Consider the following 16,361-nt stretch of genomic DNA (forward strand, 5'->3'; position numbering starts at 1 on the left):
TTTAGCGGGTGCAAATATAAACGTATATTTTAATAAAACAAACTTCTTTTTTATTTTGTTTTACTTAAATATGTTTCCCTAACTTTTTTAAATAAATTAGATGAATACACAAAATCTACAACCGCCTCATTTTCAGTTTTAAATATTTCCTCATTACTACCTTCCCAAGCATTTACACCATTTTGTAAGAACACAATTTTTTCTCCAATTTCCATAACAGAATTCATATCATGTGAGTTAATAATGGTAATTATTTGATATTCTTTGGTGATTTCTTGAATTAAATTATCTATTACAGTTGCTGTTCTTGGATCTAAACCAGAATTTGGCTCGTCACAAAATAAATATTTAGGATTCATTACAATTGCTCTTGCTATAGCTACTCGTTTTTGCATTCCTCCTGAAAGTTCAGCAGGGTACTTTTTGTTAACATTTTCTAAATTAACCCTGTTTAAAACAATATTAACTCGGTCAAGCATTTCAGACTTTGGCTTATTTGCAAACATTTTTAAAGGAAATAATATATTTTCTTCAATAGTTAAAGAATCAAACAAAGCACCTCCTTGAAAAACCATTCCAATTTCTTGTCTTAATTGTCTACGTTCTTTTATTCCAAGTTCTGTATGTATTCTTCCGTCAAATGATATTATACCTTTCTCAGGTGTATGCAAGCCTAATAAGCATTTTAAAAGTACTGTTTTACCTGAACCGCTTTGGCCAATAATCATATTAGTTTTACCTTTTTCAAAGGTTGTTGAAATTCCTTTTAAAACTGGAACTCCATCAAATTCTTTATATAAATTTTCAATTTCTATCATTTACCCTAGTATCATTTGAGTTAAAAAATAATTTAATAAAATTATCACAATACTTGTCCAAACTACAGCTTTTGTACTTGCTCTACCAACTTCTAAAGAACCACCTTTAACATAAAAACCATGATATGCCGGAATTGTAGTAATTACAAAAGCAAAAACAACTGTTTTTGTTAAGGCATATTTAATAAAGTAAGGGTCAAAATCTAATTGAATGCCATAAATATAGTCTTCACTAAAAAATAAATCTGTAATTACACCTGCAAAATAACCTCCTATAATCCCCAAAAACATTGACAATAAAATTAATAACGGATAAAAAAACAGTGCGGCCAATATTTTTGGTAAAACTAAATAGTTTAATGAGTTTATACCCATAACTTCAAGTGCGTCAATTTGCTCTGTAACACGCATAGTTCCCATACTTGATGTAATATAAGAACCTACTTTACCAGCTAAAATAATTGACATAAATGTTGGTGCAAATTCTAAAATAATACCACGCTTCGTAGCAAATCCTATTAAGTATTTTGGGATAAAAGGACTATCAATATTCATAGCAGTTTGTATAGCTACAACACCACCAACAAAAAAAGAAATAAACATAATTATACCTAATGATTTTAAGCCTAAATCTTCAACTTCTCTAAAAAATAACTCTCTAAAAACGCTCCACTTTTGAGGTTTCCTAAAAACCTGTCTCAGCATTAAAAAATATTTTCCAATATGCTTTAGATAATTCATTAAAATTTCTTTTTGGCTAAAATATTAAAATAAAACTACCTTTTATAGCTTTAAAAAATAAAATTGCTATCCTGATTTAGAGATAAAATTACATTTAAATTTTAATCTTAGTAGTAATTTAATTGACTTTTTTATAAAAAAATAGTTCATTTTAACGTATTTAGAATAGTGAACTATTTACACTTTAAAATTCTGCTAATAATTGATTGTTAAGTTATTACTAAAACCAAAATAAAAGCATGAAAAATCTTCAAAAATAAATGATAAAATAGTTGCGTATTAATTGGAAAGTATTTTAATTTGCACCCGCATAAAAGCCGATGTAGCTCAGCTGGCTAGAGCAGCTGATTTGTAATCAGCAGGTCGTGGGTTCGAGTCCCTCCATCGGCTCTAAAAGCCTCTTCATATGAAGAGGCTTTTTTATTTTTAATCCATTTCTTCATTCCCATTTAAATTTAAAAAGGACACCTTCAAATTAACTTTATTAACAGTAATTTAAAATTCAACACAAAAAATAATAAAATTCGTTTTCTACAATTATATATTCATTAAATTTGTAAAAAACTAACTCAACTATTATATATGCTAATTATTGGAATTGCTGGAGGTACTGGAAGCGGAAAAACTACTGTTGTTAATCAAATTTTACATGAGCTTCCTGCCGGTGAAGTTTGTGTAATTTCACAAGACTCATACTATAATCAAACTGAAAATTTATCCTATGAAGAGCGTACTAAAATAAATTTTGACCATCCAAAAGCTATTGATTTTAAGCTACTTGTGTCTCATCTAAATGAATTAAGAAAAAATGAAATAATTGAGCAACCTGTCTATTCTTTTGTAACTCATAATCGCACAAAAGATACTTTAATTACACACCCAAGGAAAGTTGTTATTGTTGAAGGAATTTTAATTTTCAACAATAAAGAATTAAGAGATTTATTTGATATAAAAATATTTGTTCATGCTGATACTGATGAACGATTAATTAGACGTTTAAAAAGAGATATTGAAGAACGAGGTCGTGATGTTAACGAAGTAATAACACGCTACAAAAACACGTTAAAACCTATGCACCAGCAATTTATAGAGCCAACTAAAAATTATGCTGACATTATAATACCTAACGACAGGTACAATACAGTAGCAATAGATATTGTTAGAACTGTAATTAGCAACAAATTATAATACATGACTTTTAAGCAATTCAAAAATAAACCTTTAGTTAAATTTATTACAAATAGATATGTAATCATATTATCTATATTTATTGTTTGGATGGTGTTTTTTGATGAAAACTCAATTATAAATCATAGAGAATTTAACAAAGAAATTAACAAGCTTAAAAGTGAGCGAGATTATTTAAATAATGAAATTAAACAAGACAATAAACTTATTAAAAAGCTTGAAAACAAAGATGATCTTGAAAAATTTGCTAGAGAAGAATATCATATGAAAAAAGAAAATGAAGAAATTTATTTGATAGAGTATGATACGCTGAAAAAATAATAGCAATCGTTTATTATCTATTTTTCTAGGTTTAATTTAATACACTTATAATTATGAGCAACTTTATAACTAAAGATTTTGAACCTAGTTCAGCAGCTGCTTGGAAACAAAAAATACAATTTGATTTAAAAGGAGCTGATTATAATGAAACACTGCTAACAAAAACAAATGAAGGGATTACAATTAAACCTTTTTATCATTTAGATGATTTTGAAAAATTAGATATTCCCATTTCAGAAAAAGATTTTAAAATTTGCCAAACAATTTATACTTCTTCAGAAGATGAAGCAAATAAAATTGCAATTGAAGCTATAAAACGAGGTGTAAATGCCTTAAAATTTGTTGTTAAAAATAAGTTTAATTCATCCATTTTATTTGAAAACCTTTTAAATGAAAATATAGAAATTCATTTTCAGTTTGAATTTTTATCAGAAGAATTTATTGCTGAACTTACTAAATTTCTTAAAACTGAAACCGTATTCTACAATATAGATATTATTGGAAATTTATCAAAAAGTGGAAATTGGTATGCATCTTTAAATGAAGACTTCAAGATTGTAGAAACGCTCACTCAAAAAAATAACACTGAATTTATTTTAAGCGTTAATGTAGATTTGTATCAAAATGCAGGAGCAAACACAGTGCAGCAAGTTGCATATGCGTTAGCACATGCAAATGAATATTTAACAAAATTAGGAAGTGAAATAGCAACTAAAATTCAGTTTAACTTTGCTATAGGCGGGAATTATTTTTTCGAAATCGCTAAAGTTAGAGCATTTAAATACCTCTATAATTTAATACTTTCTGAATATAACACCAATGCAAATGCTCAAATATTTACAAAACCTAGTTTGCGAAACAAAACTTTGTACGACTATAATGTAAACATGCTAAGAACCACTACCGAAAGTATGAGTGCTATTTTAAGTGGAGCAAATACTATTTCAAACGCATCTTACGACACTACTTTCCATAATCCGAATGAATTTGGAGATAGAATTTCTCGAAATCAGTTGTTAATTTTAAAAGAAGAAAGTTACTTTACCAATGCGCAACACATTGCAACCAACTCTTATTATATTGAATCTATCACCAAACAAATAGCCGAAAAATCATTACTAATTTTCAAAGAAATTGAAAAAAGCGGTGGTTTTTTACAACAACTAAAAGAAGGGACTATTCAACGAAAAATTGTAGAAAGCGCAAAAAAAGAACAAGCTCAATTTAATGCCGGAGAGTTAATTTTATTAGGGACCAATAAATACCCGAATGAACAAGATAAAATGAAACACAATTTACAAGTACACCCTTTTGTAAAACGAAACCCTAAAAAAACATTGATAATTCCTATAATTCCAAAACGTTTATCAGAAGAATTAGAACTTAAAAGGCTGAAAGATGAAGCGTAAAAATTTTTCTCAACTAACTATAGAAAGCCAAAATAAGAAAGACATTTATTTTGAACACGAAAGTTATATTGCAGGAACTGCTCCAAATTTACGTGGGCCTTACTCAACAATGTACGTTCGTCGTCCTTGGACAATTCGTCAATATGCAGGTTTTTCAACTGCAGAAGAAAGTAATGCATTTTACCGAAGAAATTTAGCCGCTGGTCAAAAAGGCTTGTCTGTTGCTTTTGATTTAGCGACTCATCGCGGGTACGATTCCGATCACGAACGTGTACAAGGTGATGTTGGAAAAGCTGGCGTAGCCATAGACTCGGTTGAAGATATGAAAGTACTTTTTGATCAAATACCACTAGATAAGATGTCCGTTTCAATGACCATGAACGGTGCTGTTTTACCCGTTTTGGCGTTTTATATTGTTGCTGCATTAGAACAAGGTGTTGATAAAAAATTATTAGCTGGAACAATTCAAAATGATATTTTGAAAGAATTTATGGTGCGTAATACTTACATCTACCCTCCAACACCATCTATGAAAATTATTGCTGATATTTTTGAATATACCAGCAAAAATATGCCAAAATTTAATTCTATTTCAATATCTGGTTATCATATGCAGGAAGCTGGAGCAACACCTGAGATTGAATTAGCATATACTTTGGCTGACGGATTAGAATATCTAAAAACAGGTATTGCAAGCGGCATGGATATAGATTCTTTTGCTCCTAGATTATCATTTTTCTGGGCAATTGGAATGGACCATTTTGGTGAAATTGCAAAATTACGTGCTGCAAGAATGTTATGGGCAAAAATTGTAAAGCAATTCAACCCTAAAAATCAAAAATCACTTGCATTGCGTACACATTGTCAAACTAGCGGTTGGAGTTTAACTGAACAAGACCCCTTTAACAATGTTGCTCGTACAACTATTGAAGCAATGGCAGCTGCTTTAGGAGGCACTCAAAGTTTACACACAAATGCACTTGATGAAGCAATTGCTTTACCTACAGATTTTTCTGCTCGTATTGCTAGAAATACACAAATTTATATTCAAGAAGAAACCAATATTACTAAAACAGTTGACCCTTGGGCTGGGGCTACTTTTATTGAGAAGAGAACAGCAGAAATGGTAAATAAAGCTTGGGATTTATTACAAGAAGTTGAAGAACTCGGCGGAATGACAAAAGCCATTGAACAAGGAATTCCTAAAATGCGTATTGAAGAAGCTGCTGCAAAAAAACAAGCTAAAATTGATAGTAATCAGGATACAATTGTTGGAGTCAATAAGTATCAACTGGAAAAAGAAGATCCACTACAAATTTTAGAAGTTGATAATGAGTCTGTTAGAAACTCTCAAATTGATAGACTTAAAAAATTAAAAGCAACTAGAAATTCTGAAGAAGTTAACATTACATTACAAAATTTAACCAAATGTGCAAAATCAGGTGAAGGAAATTTACTAGATTTGGCTGTGGAAGCTGCTGAAAAAAGAGCCACTTTAGGTGAAATTTCAGATGCTTTAGAAACAATATTCGGAAGATATAAAGCAACTATTAAATCTATTTCTGGCGTGTATAGTAAAGAAATTAAAAACGATAAAGAATTCGAAAAAGCGAAAAATTTAGCCAATAAATTTGCTAAATTAGAAGGAAGACGCCCTAGAATTATGATTTCTAAATTAGGGCAAGATGGTCACGATCGTGGTGCAAAAGTAGTATCAACCGGTTATGCGGATTTAGGTTTTGATGTAGATATTGGACCTTTGTTTCAAACACCAAAAGAAGCCGTAAAACAAGCTATAGAAAATGATGTTCACATTCTTGGAATATCCTCACTAGCCGCTGGGCATAAAACCTTAGTTCCTCAAGTAATAGCTGAATTAAAATCATACGACCGCGAAGATATTATGATTATTGTTGGTGGAGTTATACCCGCGCAAGACTATGATTTCTTATTTAAGGCTGGAGTAGTTGGTGTTTATGGACCTGGAACAAAAATCTCTAAAGCCGCTATTGAGATTTTAACTATATTAATTGATAGTGTGGTGTAATAATAATTAAAACTACTGAAATGAAAAAAATACTAAGTTTTTTATTGTTGCTTTCAATTACTTTTTTAGGCTTTACTCAAAATACAACTGAACTAAATATAGGAGATGTCGTTTCTAATTTTTCAGCTACAGCTGACACTAATGAATTATGGAAATCTTCAAATTTAAAAACTGATTTTTTAGTTGTTTATTTTTACCCTGCAGCAATGACTAGCGGTTGCACAAAACAAGCTTGTGCATATCGTGATACTAAAACTACATTTGACAAATTGGGTGTAACTGTTATTGGAGTTAGTGGTGATGAGGTTAAAAACCTAAAACACTTTAAAGAATCGTATCAACTTAATTTTCCATTGCTTTCTGATACAAATGGAAGCATAGCAAAAACATTTGGGGTTCCTACAAAAGATGGAGGTTCTATAACCCGTAAAATTAATGGTGAATACTTTTTATTAATTAGAGAAATTACAACTCCACGATGGACTTTTGTCTTAGACAAAAATCGAAAAATAATTTACAAAAACTCACAGGTTACTGCTGCCGAGGATAGTGAGAATGTGAAAGATATAATTAAGAGGTCATCTAAAAAGTGACATTTTCGGCAACCTGAACTTGATTCAGGTTCTCATAATAATTGATTATCAGTATGGTGAGATTCTGAATCTAGTTCAGAATGACGGTTTTCAATACTTACTAGACAGCCTTTTTTTTATTTTATAAAAAATTATTTAATCTTGTAAAGCAAAAACTTTACGCAACAAATCGGTACTACGGCTACTAAATTTTGTTCTTATTTCGTTTTCTTCAACTTCAACCATTCTATAAACTCCTTTTAATGCTTCTCCTGTAACATAATCTGTTAAATCTGGATTTACATCTTTTGTTAATGGTAAGTTATTGTATTTTGTAATTAAATCAGTCCAAATTTTATCAGCACCAACTTTTTTAAATGAATTATTTATAATTGGATTAAATTTTTGGTACAAAGCTTCAGAAGTAGTAGTTTTTAAATATTGAGTTGCTGCATTTTTATCACCTAATAATATATTTTTAGCATCGGTAAAAGTCATTCCTTTTATTGCATCAACAAAAATTGGGATTGCTTCACTTACTGCATCTTCTGCAGCTCTATTTAATACTTTTAAACCTTCATCAGCTAATTTAGATAAACCTATTTTTCGAAGCGTATTATCTACTTTTTGCAATTCTTCAGGTAGTAATATCTTGGTTAATTCGTTTTTATAAAAACCATCTTTAACTGCTAAGTCACTTACTTGGTTGCTAATTCCTTTGTTTAAAGCTTCTTTTAAACCTCCTGCAATTTGATCATTTGTTATTCCTCCGTTTGGTAATTGAGTGATTACTTGTTGCAATTCAGCGCAAGCTGTAAGTTGAAAAATAACGACTGCTAATACTATTTTTTTTAACATCTTTTAAAGTTGATTTTGGCTAATATATTATTTTACTTTTTAAAACTATCTGTTTTTTTATCATATCCAAACGGACAATGTTTACAGCCACTTTTACAACAAGAACCTCTTTTTAAATGGTATTGTTCAGTAAAAACACGATAACCCTGTTCATTTGTATAAAAATCTCCTTCTTCTAAAGGGATTGGTTTTTTAAAATCCATAGTGCAAACATAAAAAAAACGCCCTGAAAAATCAGAACGTTTACAACTTATAAATCTTGAGTGTTTAATTTAATATTTCGGGTGGATATTTTGCCATAATTTCAGCCACAAATTCCTTAATTCTTTCTTCCTTTTTAATAACGTTTCCTGAAGTATTTAATGCTCCACTTCCTATTCCTTGCCAAGCTAATTCTTTTTTATTCGCATCAATTAAATCAATAAATAAAGTTCCTTCAGTATATTTTGAAATGTGCATTCCAAAATTTGGACCATAATACCAAGGATGCCAACCATAATACATATTATTACTATATACATCAACTTTTTGGCGAGACTTTGTAAATATATTTACTAAAACATCTGGATTTTCAGATTTTGTAAATCCCTTTGCTAATAATTCACTTTCAATTGCTTTCAAAATTCTTCTCTTATCCAAATCTGAGATATCAACTTTATCAATTCCTTTTTTATAAAAAGCAAATGTTTTATAATTGGAGAAATCTGTTTTGGTATCATAATCTGTTGTAACTCTAACCGAGTTACAAGATGCCATTAAGAAGAATAGCATTATTGAAAATAACTTTAAAGCTTTCATTTGAATAATTTTTAAGTGTTACAACAAATCCTTTAATAAAGAATCATCCACCAAATTTGGTAACGTAACTTTTAATTTTGGTTCAACTTCCATAGCTCTTTTAATTGCAAAAGTTGCCCCTTTATTACGTGCCCAATTTCTACGAGCAATTCCATTATTTACATCCCAAAAAGCATACTTTTTAAACGCTTTTCTGCTTCAATACTACCATCAAGAACCATACCAAAGCCTCCATTTATAACTTCTCCCCAACCTACTCCACCACCGTTATGAATAGAAACCCAAGTAGCTCCTCTAAAACTATCTCCAATAACATTTTGAATTGCCATATCAGCTGTAAATTGCGAACCATCATAAATATTTGAAGTTTCTCTGTACGGTGAATCAGTCCCAGAAACATCATGATGATCCCTTCCTAATACAATTGGAGCTGTTATTTCCCCACTTTTTACTGCATTATTAAATGCTTCAGCTATTTTCATTCTACCTTCTGCATCAGCATATAAAATACGTGCCTGTGAACCAACTACTAATTTATTTTCTTGAGCACCTTTTATCCACTGAATATTATCAGCCATTTGTTGCTGAGTTTCTTGAGGTGAATTTTTCTTTAATTCCTCTAAAACTTCACACGCAATTGCATCAGTTTTTTCTAAATCGGAAGGATTTGCACTTGTGCACACCCAGCGAAATGGTCCAAAACCATAATCAAAACACATAGGTCCCATGATATCTTGTACGTATGATGGATATTTAAAATCTAACCCGTTTTCAGCCATAATATCTGCTCCTGCTCTACTTGCTTCTAATAAAAATGCGTTCCCATAATCAAAAAAGTAAGTTCCTCTTGCTGTATGCTTATTAATTACTGTTGTTTGCCTTCTCAAACTTTCTTTTACTTTCTCTTTAAATAAGTCGGGTTTATTAGCCATCATTTCGTTAGCTTCTTCAAAAGAAATACCAACCGGATAATAACCACCCGCCCAAGGATTATGTAATGATGTTTGATCTGAACCAAGATCAACATATACGTTTTCTTCATCAAACTTCTCCCAAACCTCTACTATATTTCCTAAATAAGCTAACGAAATAATCTCTTTGCGTTCTTTGGCTTTTTTAACTCTTGTAACCAATGCATCTAAATCAGTAATTTTTTCATCAATCCAACCTTGAGACAAACGAACCTCCGTGATTTTTGGATTTACTTCAGCACAAACTGTTATACAACCTGCGATATTTCCGGCTTTTGGTTGCGCACCGCTCATTCCACCTAAACCAGATGTTAAAAATAACTTCCCTGATAAACCCTCTCCTTTTTTAGCTATTTTTCTACCTGCATTTAATACAGTAATAGTTGTTCCATGAACAATTCCTTGTGGCCCAATATACATGTAACTTCCTGCAGTCATTTGTCCATATTGAGTTACACCTAATGCATTGTATTTTTCCCAATCGTCTTGTTTACTATAATTTGGAATCATCATTCCGTTTGTAACAACAACTCTTGGTGCGTTTTTATGTGAAGGAAACATTCCCATAGGATGACCAGAATATATTACTAATGTTTGATCACCTTCTAATTCAGATAAATATTGCATTGCCAATAAATATTGAGCCCAATTTTGAAAAACCGCTCCATTGCCTCCATAAGTAATTAATTCATGTGGATGTTGTGCCACTTCATAATCCAAATTATTTTGAATCATATGCATAATTGCTTTCGCCTGTTCACACTTTCCAGGGTATTCATTTATTGGACGAGCGTACATTTTATAATCTGGACGAAAACGATGCATATATATTCTTCCATATTCTTGCAGTTCTTCAGAAAATTCTTTCACTAAAATAGGATGATGATTTTTATCAAAATAACGCAAAGCATTTCTTAAGGCGAGTTCTTTTTCAACTCTTGATAAAATTTCTTTACGTTTTGGTGCGTGATTAATATCACTATTATACGCTTTTTTTGGAGGTAACTCAGTAGGAATTCCTTGTTTTATATCTTCTTTAAATGTCATAATGTTAGATAATTTAGTTCATATTTTAATTAGTATCAATTAAAATTATAAACTACGGATAACGAATATCAACTCTAAAATGAGTTAATGCAATGCACCTTTTATATGTGAAGTAAAAAACATCCAAGATATTCTAAGTTATTTTGAAATACAAATATAACTTAAATTGAGATAATTTTGGGTGTTGTTAAATAAACACTACTGTTTTATTTTTAAACACCATAACTTTATGTTTTGTATGTAATTTAATTGCTCTAGACAGTACAATTTTTTCTAAATCTCTTCCTTTTAAAATAAAATCTTTTATGGTATGTGTATGAGAAACACGTGTAATATCTTGTTCAATAATTGGACCTTCATCTAAATCTTCAGTAACATAATGACTTGTTGCTCCAATAATTTTAACACCTCTTTTAAATGCTGAATGATACGGTTTTGCACCAGGAAAAGCAGGTAAAAAAGAGTGGTGAATATTAATAATCTTATTAGGATAATCTTCAATTAATTTACTAGAAAGTATTTGCATATAACGTGCCAACACAATAAAATTTATCTGGTGTTCTTTTAACAATTTCAATTGTAAATCTTCAGCTTCAGATTTTGTTTCTTTTGTAACTTTAATACAATAATAAGGTATATTAAAACTTTTAGCAACATGTTCTAAATTAGGATGATTGCTAATAATTAAAGGTATTTCAACTTCTAATTCACCCGAACTATATCTGCTTAAAATATCATACAAACAATGTTCGTATTTTGACACAAACAATGCCATTTTGGGTTTCAAATCTGAATCGTATAATTGCCAAGTCATCTCAAATTTTTCAGCAATAGTTTTAGAAAAATGTGTTCTAAAATCTTCAATTAAAAAAATATCTTTAGAAAACTCACACTCTAAGCGCATAAAAAACATTACGTCCTCTCTATCAACATGTTGATCAATATAAACAATGTTACCCTTTTGTTGCTGAATGTAACTTGTTATTGAAGCAATAATTCCTTTGCTATCATTGCAATTTATTAATAAAGTTATCCGTTTCATCTTAAAAAAATTAGACTTCAAAATTATACAAAAAAAGCGCTTAGATTACTTAAGTATGAAAAGTTACTTAATTACTAATTTTTAGTGAATAATTTTAAAAAATTCATAAATTGCAGGTGATTTAGAAGATAATTTTACGAAATGGAAAATATAACACCCTATAAGCCTAAAAATAAAGTTAGAATTGTAACAGCCGCTTCACTTTTTGATGGCCATGATGCTGCTATAAATATTATGCGAAGAATTATACAAGCAACAGGTGTTGAAGTGATACATTTAGGTCATGATAGAAGTGTTGAAGAAGTTGTAAACTGCGCTATACAAGAAGATGCCAATGCTATTGCTATGACTTCTTACCAAGGTGGTCATAATGAGTATTTTAAATATATGTGTGACTTGCTAAAAGAAAAAGGTGCAGCTCACATTAAAATATTTGGTGGTGGTGGAGGTGTAATTCTTCCTGAAGAAATTAAAGAGTTAATGGATTATGGAGTTACTCGCATTTACACACCTGATGACGGTAGATATATGGGTTTACAAGGAATGATAAATGATATGATTGAACAATCTGATTTCCCTTCCGGAGAAGTTCTAGATTTTAAAGTTTCTGAGTTAACTAATAAAAATTCAATACAATTAGCGAAATCAATTTCTGCTGCTGAGAATTTTTCTGAAAAACATATCGGTTTTATCTCAGAAATAAGAAATCAGTCAAAAAAATCTGCTATTCCTGTTTTAGGAATTACTGGAACTGGTGGTTCTGGAAAATCTTCAACAGTTGATGAATTAGTTAGACGTTATTTAATTGATTTTCCTGAGAAAACTATTGCAATTGTTTCCGTTGACCCTTCAAAGCGTAAAACTGGAGGTGCATTATTAGGTGATAGAATTAGAATGAATTCGATTAAAAGTAATCGTGTTTATATGCGTTCACTAGCCACTCGTCAATCAAATTTAGCATTGTCAAAACATGTGAGTGATGCTGTTGCTATTTTAAAAGTTGCCGGTTTTGATTTGGTAGTTTTAGAAACTTCTGGTATTGGACAAAGCGATACCGAAATTTTAGATCATTCAGATGTTTCATTGTATGTAATGACTCCTGAATATGGTGCAGCAACACAATTGGAAAAAATTGATATGATTGATTTTGCTGATGTAATTGCATTAAACAAATTTGACAAACGTGGTGCGTTAGATGCTTTACGAGATGTAAAAAAGCAATACCAACGCAATCATAATTTATGGGAAACCAATATTAATTCAATGCCTGTTTACGGTACAATTGCATCACAATTTAATGATCCGGGCACCAATGAATTGTACAACGTTTTAATGAATAAATTGGACGAAAAAACAGGAACAAATTTCAATAGTAAGTTTGATATTTCTGATGTAATGAGTGAAAAGCAATTTATAATTCCTCCTAACAGAACACGTTATTTATCTGAAATTACTGAAAATAATAGAGCGTACAGCAAAGCAAGTTTATCTCAAAAAGAAGTTGCTCAAAAGCTATATGGCATTTATAAAACAATTGAAACAGTTTCTAGTGTCAAACTGAGCCTGTCGAAGTTTGGATTAGATAAAGAAAGTCTTCGACAAGCTCAGACTGACAATAATAAAGACTTTTTAGAATTGTTACTATCTGAATTTGACAAAGTTAAAATGGATTTAAATCCACACAATTGGCAACTCATTTTAAACTGGGAAACAAAAAAACAATCGTATAAAAAAGATGTGTATTCCTATAAAGTACGTAATAAAGAAATAAATATAAAAACACATAGCGAATCACTTTCACATCTTCAAATTCCAAAAATAGCATTACCAAAATATGAAGCTTGGGGAGATATTTTATTATGGTCTTTAGAAGAAAATGTACCCGGAGAATTTCCTTACACAGCTGGTCTTTTTCCGTTTAAAAGAACAGGTGAAGATCCTACCAGAATGTTTGCTGGTGAAGGAGGTCCAGAACGCACCAACAGGCGTTTTCATTATGTAAGTTTAGGAATGCCTGCGAAACGTTTATCTACTGCTTTTGATTCGGTTACTTTATATGGAAACGATCCACATAGTAGACCAGATATTTACGGTAAAATTGGTAATGCCGGAGTTTCAATTTGTTGTTTAGACGATGCTAAAAAACTGTATTCAGGATTTGAATTAACAAACCCTATGACTTCAGTGTCTATGACCATTAACGGTCCGGCACCGATGATGCTTGGTTTCTTTATGAATGCTGCTATTGACCAAGAATGTGAAAAATATATTATAGAAAATAGTTTAGAAGATACTATTGAAGAACAAATAAAAGAAATTTACAACAAGAAAGGTGTTGCCAGACCTGCTTACCAAGGAAAACTACCTGAAGGAAATAATGGTTTAGGATTGCTACTTTTAGGTGTTACGGGTGATGAGGTTTTACCGTCTGAAGTGTATCAAAAAATTAAAACTGAAACTATTTGTAAAGTTCGCGGAACTGTACAAGCAGATATTTTAAAAGAAGATCAGGCTCAAAATACCTGTATTTTTTCAACTGAATTTGCCTTACGATTAATGGGCGATGTTCAAGAATATTTCATTACAAATAATGTTCGTAATTTTTACTCGGTTTCAATTTCAGGATATCATATTGCTGAGGCTGGTGCAAATCCAATTTCTCAATTAGCATTTACGTTGGCAAATGGTTTCACTTATGTTGAATACTATTTATCAAGAGGAATGGATATTAATAAATTTGGTCCAAACTTATCGTTTTTCTTTTCAAACGGTGTTGATCCTGAATATGCTGTAATTGGTAGAGTTGCTCGTAAAATCTGGGCTAAAGCACTAAAAAATAAGTACGGAGCAAATAGCAGAGCGCAAATGTTAAAATACCATATTCAAACTTCTGGACGTTCCTTACACGCACAAGAAATTGACTTTAATGATATTAGAACTACGCTGCAAGCATTGTACGCAATTTACGATAACTGCAATAGTTTACATACCAATGCGTATGATGAAGCTATTACAACTCCAACTGAAGAAAGTGTTCGTAGAGCTATGGCAATTCAGCTAATTATTAATAAAGAGTTAGGTTTAACTCAAAATGAAAACCCAATTCAAGGATCATTTATTATTGAAGAATTAACCGATTTAGTTGAAGAAGCTATTTATGTAGAATTTGATAGAATTACTGAACGTGGCGGTGTTTTAGGAGCTATGGAAACAATGTATCAACGAAGTAAAATACAAGAAGAAAGTTTGTATTATGAAACCTTAAAACATACTGGTGAGTTTCCAATTATTGGTGTTAATACATTTTTAAGCAGTAAAGGTTCACCAACTATTTTACCACAAGAGGTAATTAGAGCAACCGAAGAAGAAAAACAATATCAAATTACGGTAATTGAAAATTTGAATAAAGGAAATAACAAAAAAGTTACAGAACAAGTTGAACTATTAAAACAAAAATCTATCAACAACGAAAACATTTTTGAACAGTTAATGGAAGCTTGTAAAGTTTGTTCGATTGGACAAATTACTGATGCTTTATTTGAAGTTGGAGGACAGTATAGACGAAATATGTAATGGTGAAATAATAAATTTACTACATAGATTTTACATAATGACGATGAATTCTATGTAATTTCTTTAATTCTGTTTGAAGTAATTCAACAAAATCTGTTCCGTCTATTTTTAAAGATTTTAATTGTAGGCAATCATTGTAAATTCTGTCAATAAAAACCCGAATAGCTTTCGCATATTTAATTCTTAACGTAGGGTTTTCTTCACATTCAGCTTCAACAATTTTAGGAACCAACCTATAAGCATTCATCACTAAATTATCTGCATAATTATCTGATTTATTACCAGATCTATGCATCGATAATACATCTTTATCTCCTGTAATATATGTAGCTACGTGACGTGATAATTTAAAAATATCTAATGATTTTTGATAAATCACTGATTGATTCAAGTTTGTATTTTTATAAACAGACATATTTCAATATATAATATTATAAAATTAATTAGTAAATAGATAATTTATATTTAATTTTTAAAGTTATAGTGTTAAAATCATTTATAATTTAATAATTTTATATGATAAATATTTAAAAAATGAAAATAGACAGTATCAATTGGGGAATTTTAAATTGTTTGCAACAAAATGCTCGTCAATCTAACACTGCAATTGCCTCTAAAGTTGGCATTACTTCGCCTGCAGTTGCAGAACGTATTCGAAAAATGGAAGACGCTGGGATTATTGAGGGTTACCATGCTAAAGTTTCACATTTTGAAACAGATCATCAACTCAAAGCAATTATCACTTTACGCGCTTTTATGGGTAGACTAAAACCATTTATTGAAAAAGTAAAAAGTTTTAATGAAGTTATAAATTGTTATAGAATAACTGGAAATGAAAATATTGTAATGGAGGTTGTTTTAAACAATCAAAAGCATTTAGAACAGTTTATTGACCAACTGATAACTTATGGAGAAACTAGTACACATATCGTTTTATCTAATATAATTGAAAATAACCCTATTGTAGAAAAGTAAC

Annotated in this window: 14 protein-coding genes, 1 tRNA gene and 1 pseudogene; 8 read left to right on the plus strand and 8 right to left on the minus strand. The window is 30.5% G+C overall.

What is annotated here, in order from left to right; translation table 11 throughout:
* Positions 1–50: 50 nt before the first annotated feature.
* Positions 51–818: an ABC transporter ATP-binding protein gene (locus GQ540_RS01370; protein WP_291796205.1), complete on the minus strand. Its 768-nt coding sequence runs from the start codon at positions 816–818 to the stop codon at positions 51–53.
* Positions 819–1,559, minus strand: a complete 741-nt coding sequence (locus GQ540_RS01375) for an ABC transporter permease (protein ID WP_291796208.1) — start codon at positions 1,557–1,559, stop codon at positions 819–821.
* A 316-nt stretch (positions 1,560–1,875) separates the two neighbouring features.
* Here GQ540_RS01375 and GQ540_RS01380 point away from each other — a divergent pair.
* From GQ540_RS01380 to GQ540_RS01405, 6 genes are all read left to right on the plus strand, one after another.
* Positions 1,876–1,949: transfer RNA gene (locus GQ540_RS01380), tRNA-Thr, on the plus strand.
* 192 nt (positions 1,950–2,141) lie between these two features.
* Positions 2,142–2,747 (plus strand): uridine kinase, encoded by a 606-nt coding sequence (udk, locus tag GQ540_RS01385; RefSeq protein ID WP_291796211.1) that lies wholly within the window; start codon positions 2,142–2,144, stop codon positions 2,745–2,747.
* A gap of 3 nt (positions 2,748–2,750) precedes the next feature.
* Positions 2,751–3,068, plus strand: coding sequence for a septum formation initiator family protein (locus GQ540_RS01390; RefSeq protein WP_291796214.1), 318 nt, complete (start codon positions 2,751–2,753; stop codon positions 3,066–3,068).
* Between the two features lie 53 nt (positions 3,069–3,121).
* A complete protein-coding gene (locus GQ540_RS01395) occupies positions 3,122–4,477 on the plus strand; it encodes a methylmalonyl-CoA mutase subunit beta (protein ID WP_291796218.1) in 1,356 nt (451 codons plus the stop codon).
* Complete coding sequence (gene scpA / locus GQ540_RS01400; protein ID WP_291796221.1) at positions 4,467–6,524, plus strand: methylmalonyl-CoA mutase; 2,058 nt, start codon at positions 4,467–4,469, stop codon at positions 6,522–6,524. Before GQ540_RS01395 ends, scpA begins: the two co-directional genes overlap by 11 nt.
* Positions 6,525–6,544: 20 nt before the next feature.
* A complete protein-coding gene (locus tag GQ540_RS01405) occupies positions 6,545–7,117 on the plus strand; it encodes a peroxiredoxin (RefSeq protein WP_291796224.1) in 573 nt (190 codons plus the stop codon).
* A 135-nt stretch (positions 7,118–7,252) separates the two neighbouring features.
* Here GQ540_RS01405 and GQ540_RS01410 read toward each other — a convergent pair whose 3' ends face one another.
* The 5 genes and pseudogenes from GQ540_RS01410 to purU all read right to left on the minus strand — a co-directional run bounded on the left by GQ540_RS01410 (position 7,253) and on the right by purU (position 11,812).
* Positions 7,253–7,954, minus strand: coding sequence for a DUF4197 domain-containing protein (locus tag GQ540_RS01410; protein WP_291796227.1), 702 nt, complete (start codon positions 7,952–7,954; stop codon positions 7,253–7,255).
* A 32-nt stretch (positions 7,955–7,986) separates the two neighbouring features.
* On the minus strand, positions 7,987–8,157 hold the full coding sequence (locus GQ540_RS01415; protein WP_291796230.1) for a DUF5522 domain-containing protein: 171 nt from the start codon (positions 8,155–8,157) through the stop codon (positions 7,987–7,989).
* Between the two features lie 64 nt (positions 8,158–8,221).
* Positions 8,222–8,752, minus strand: a complete 531-nt coding sequence (locus GQ540_RS01420; RefSeq protein WP_291796234.1) for a DUF4136 domain-containing protein — start codon at positions 8,750–8,752, stop codon at positions 8,222–8,224.
* A gap of 18 nt (positions 8,753–8,770) precedes the next feature.
* Positions 8,771–10,770: pseudogene (locus tag GQ540_RS01425) on the minus strand (urocanate hydratase).
* A 187-nt stretch (positions 10,771–10,957) separates the two neighbouring features.
* Positions 10,958–11,812 carry a formyltetrahydrofolate deformylase gene (gene purU / locus GQ540_RS01430; RefSeq protein WP_291796237.1) on the minus strand — a complete coding sequence of 285 codons (855 nt, stop codon included), beginning with the start codon at positions 11,810–11,812 and terminating at the stop codon, positions 10,958–10,960.
* Positions 11,813–11,953: 141 nt separating this feature from the next.
* On the opposite strand from purU, the gene GQ540_RS01435 reads away from it, so the two are divergent.
* Positions 11,954–15,385: a methylmalonyl-CoA mutase family protein gene (locus tag GQ540_RS01435; RefSeq protein WP_291796240.1), complete on the plus strand. Its 3,432-nt coding sequence runs from the start codon at positions 11,954–11,956 to the stop codon at positions 15,383–15,385.
* A 19-nt stretch (positions 15,386–15,404) separates the two neighbouring features.
* Here the strand turns inward: GQ540_RS01435 and GQ540_RS01440 are convergent, their stop codons facing one another.
* Positions 15,405–15,776 (minus strand): hypothetical protein, encoded by a 372-nt coding sequence (locus GQ540_RS01440; protein WP_291796243.1) that lies wholly within the window; start codon positions 15,774–15,776, stop codon positions 15,405–15,407.
* 143 nt (positions 15,777–15,919) lie between these two features.
* On the opposite strand from GQ540_RS01440, the gene GQ540_RS01445 reads away from it, so the two are divergent.
* Positions 15,920–16,360, plus strand: a complete 441-nt coding sequence (locus GQ540_RS01445; RefSeq protein WP_291796246.1) for an Lrp/AsnC family transcriptional regulator — start codon at positions 15,920–15,922, stop codon at positions 16,358–16,360.
* Position 16,361 lies beyond the last annotated feature (1 nt).

It is taken from the genome of Lutibacter sp. (assembly GCF_013139515.1).
In the GTDB taxonomy this organism is placed as follows: Bacteria; Bacteroidota; Bacteroidia; order Flavobacteriales; family Flavobacteriaceae; genus Lutibacter.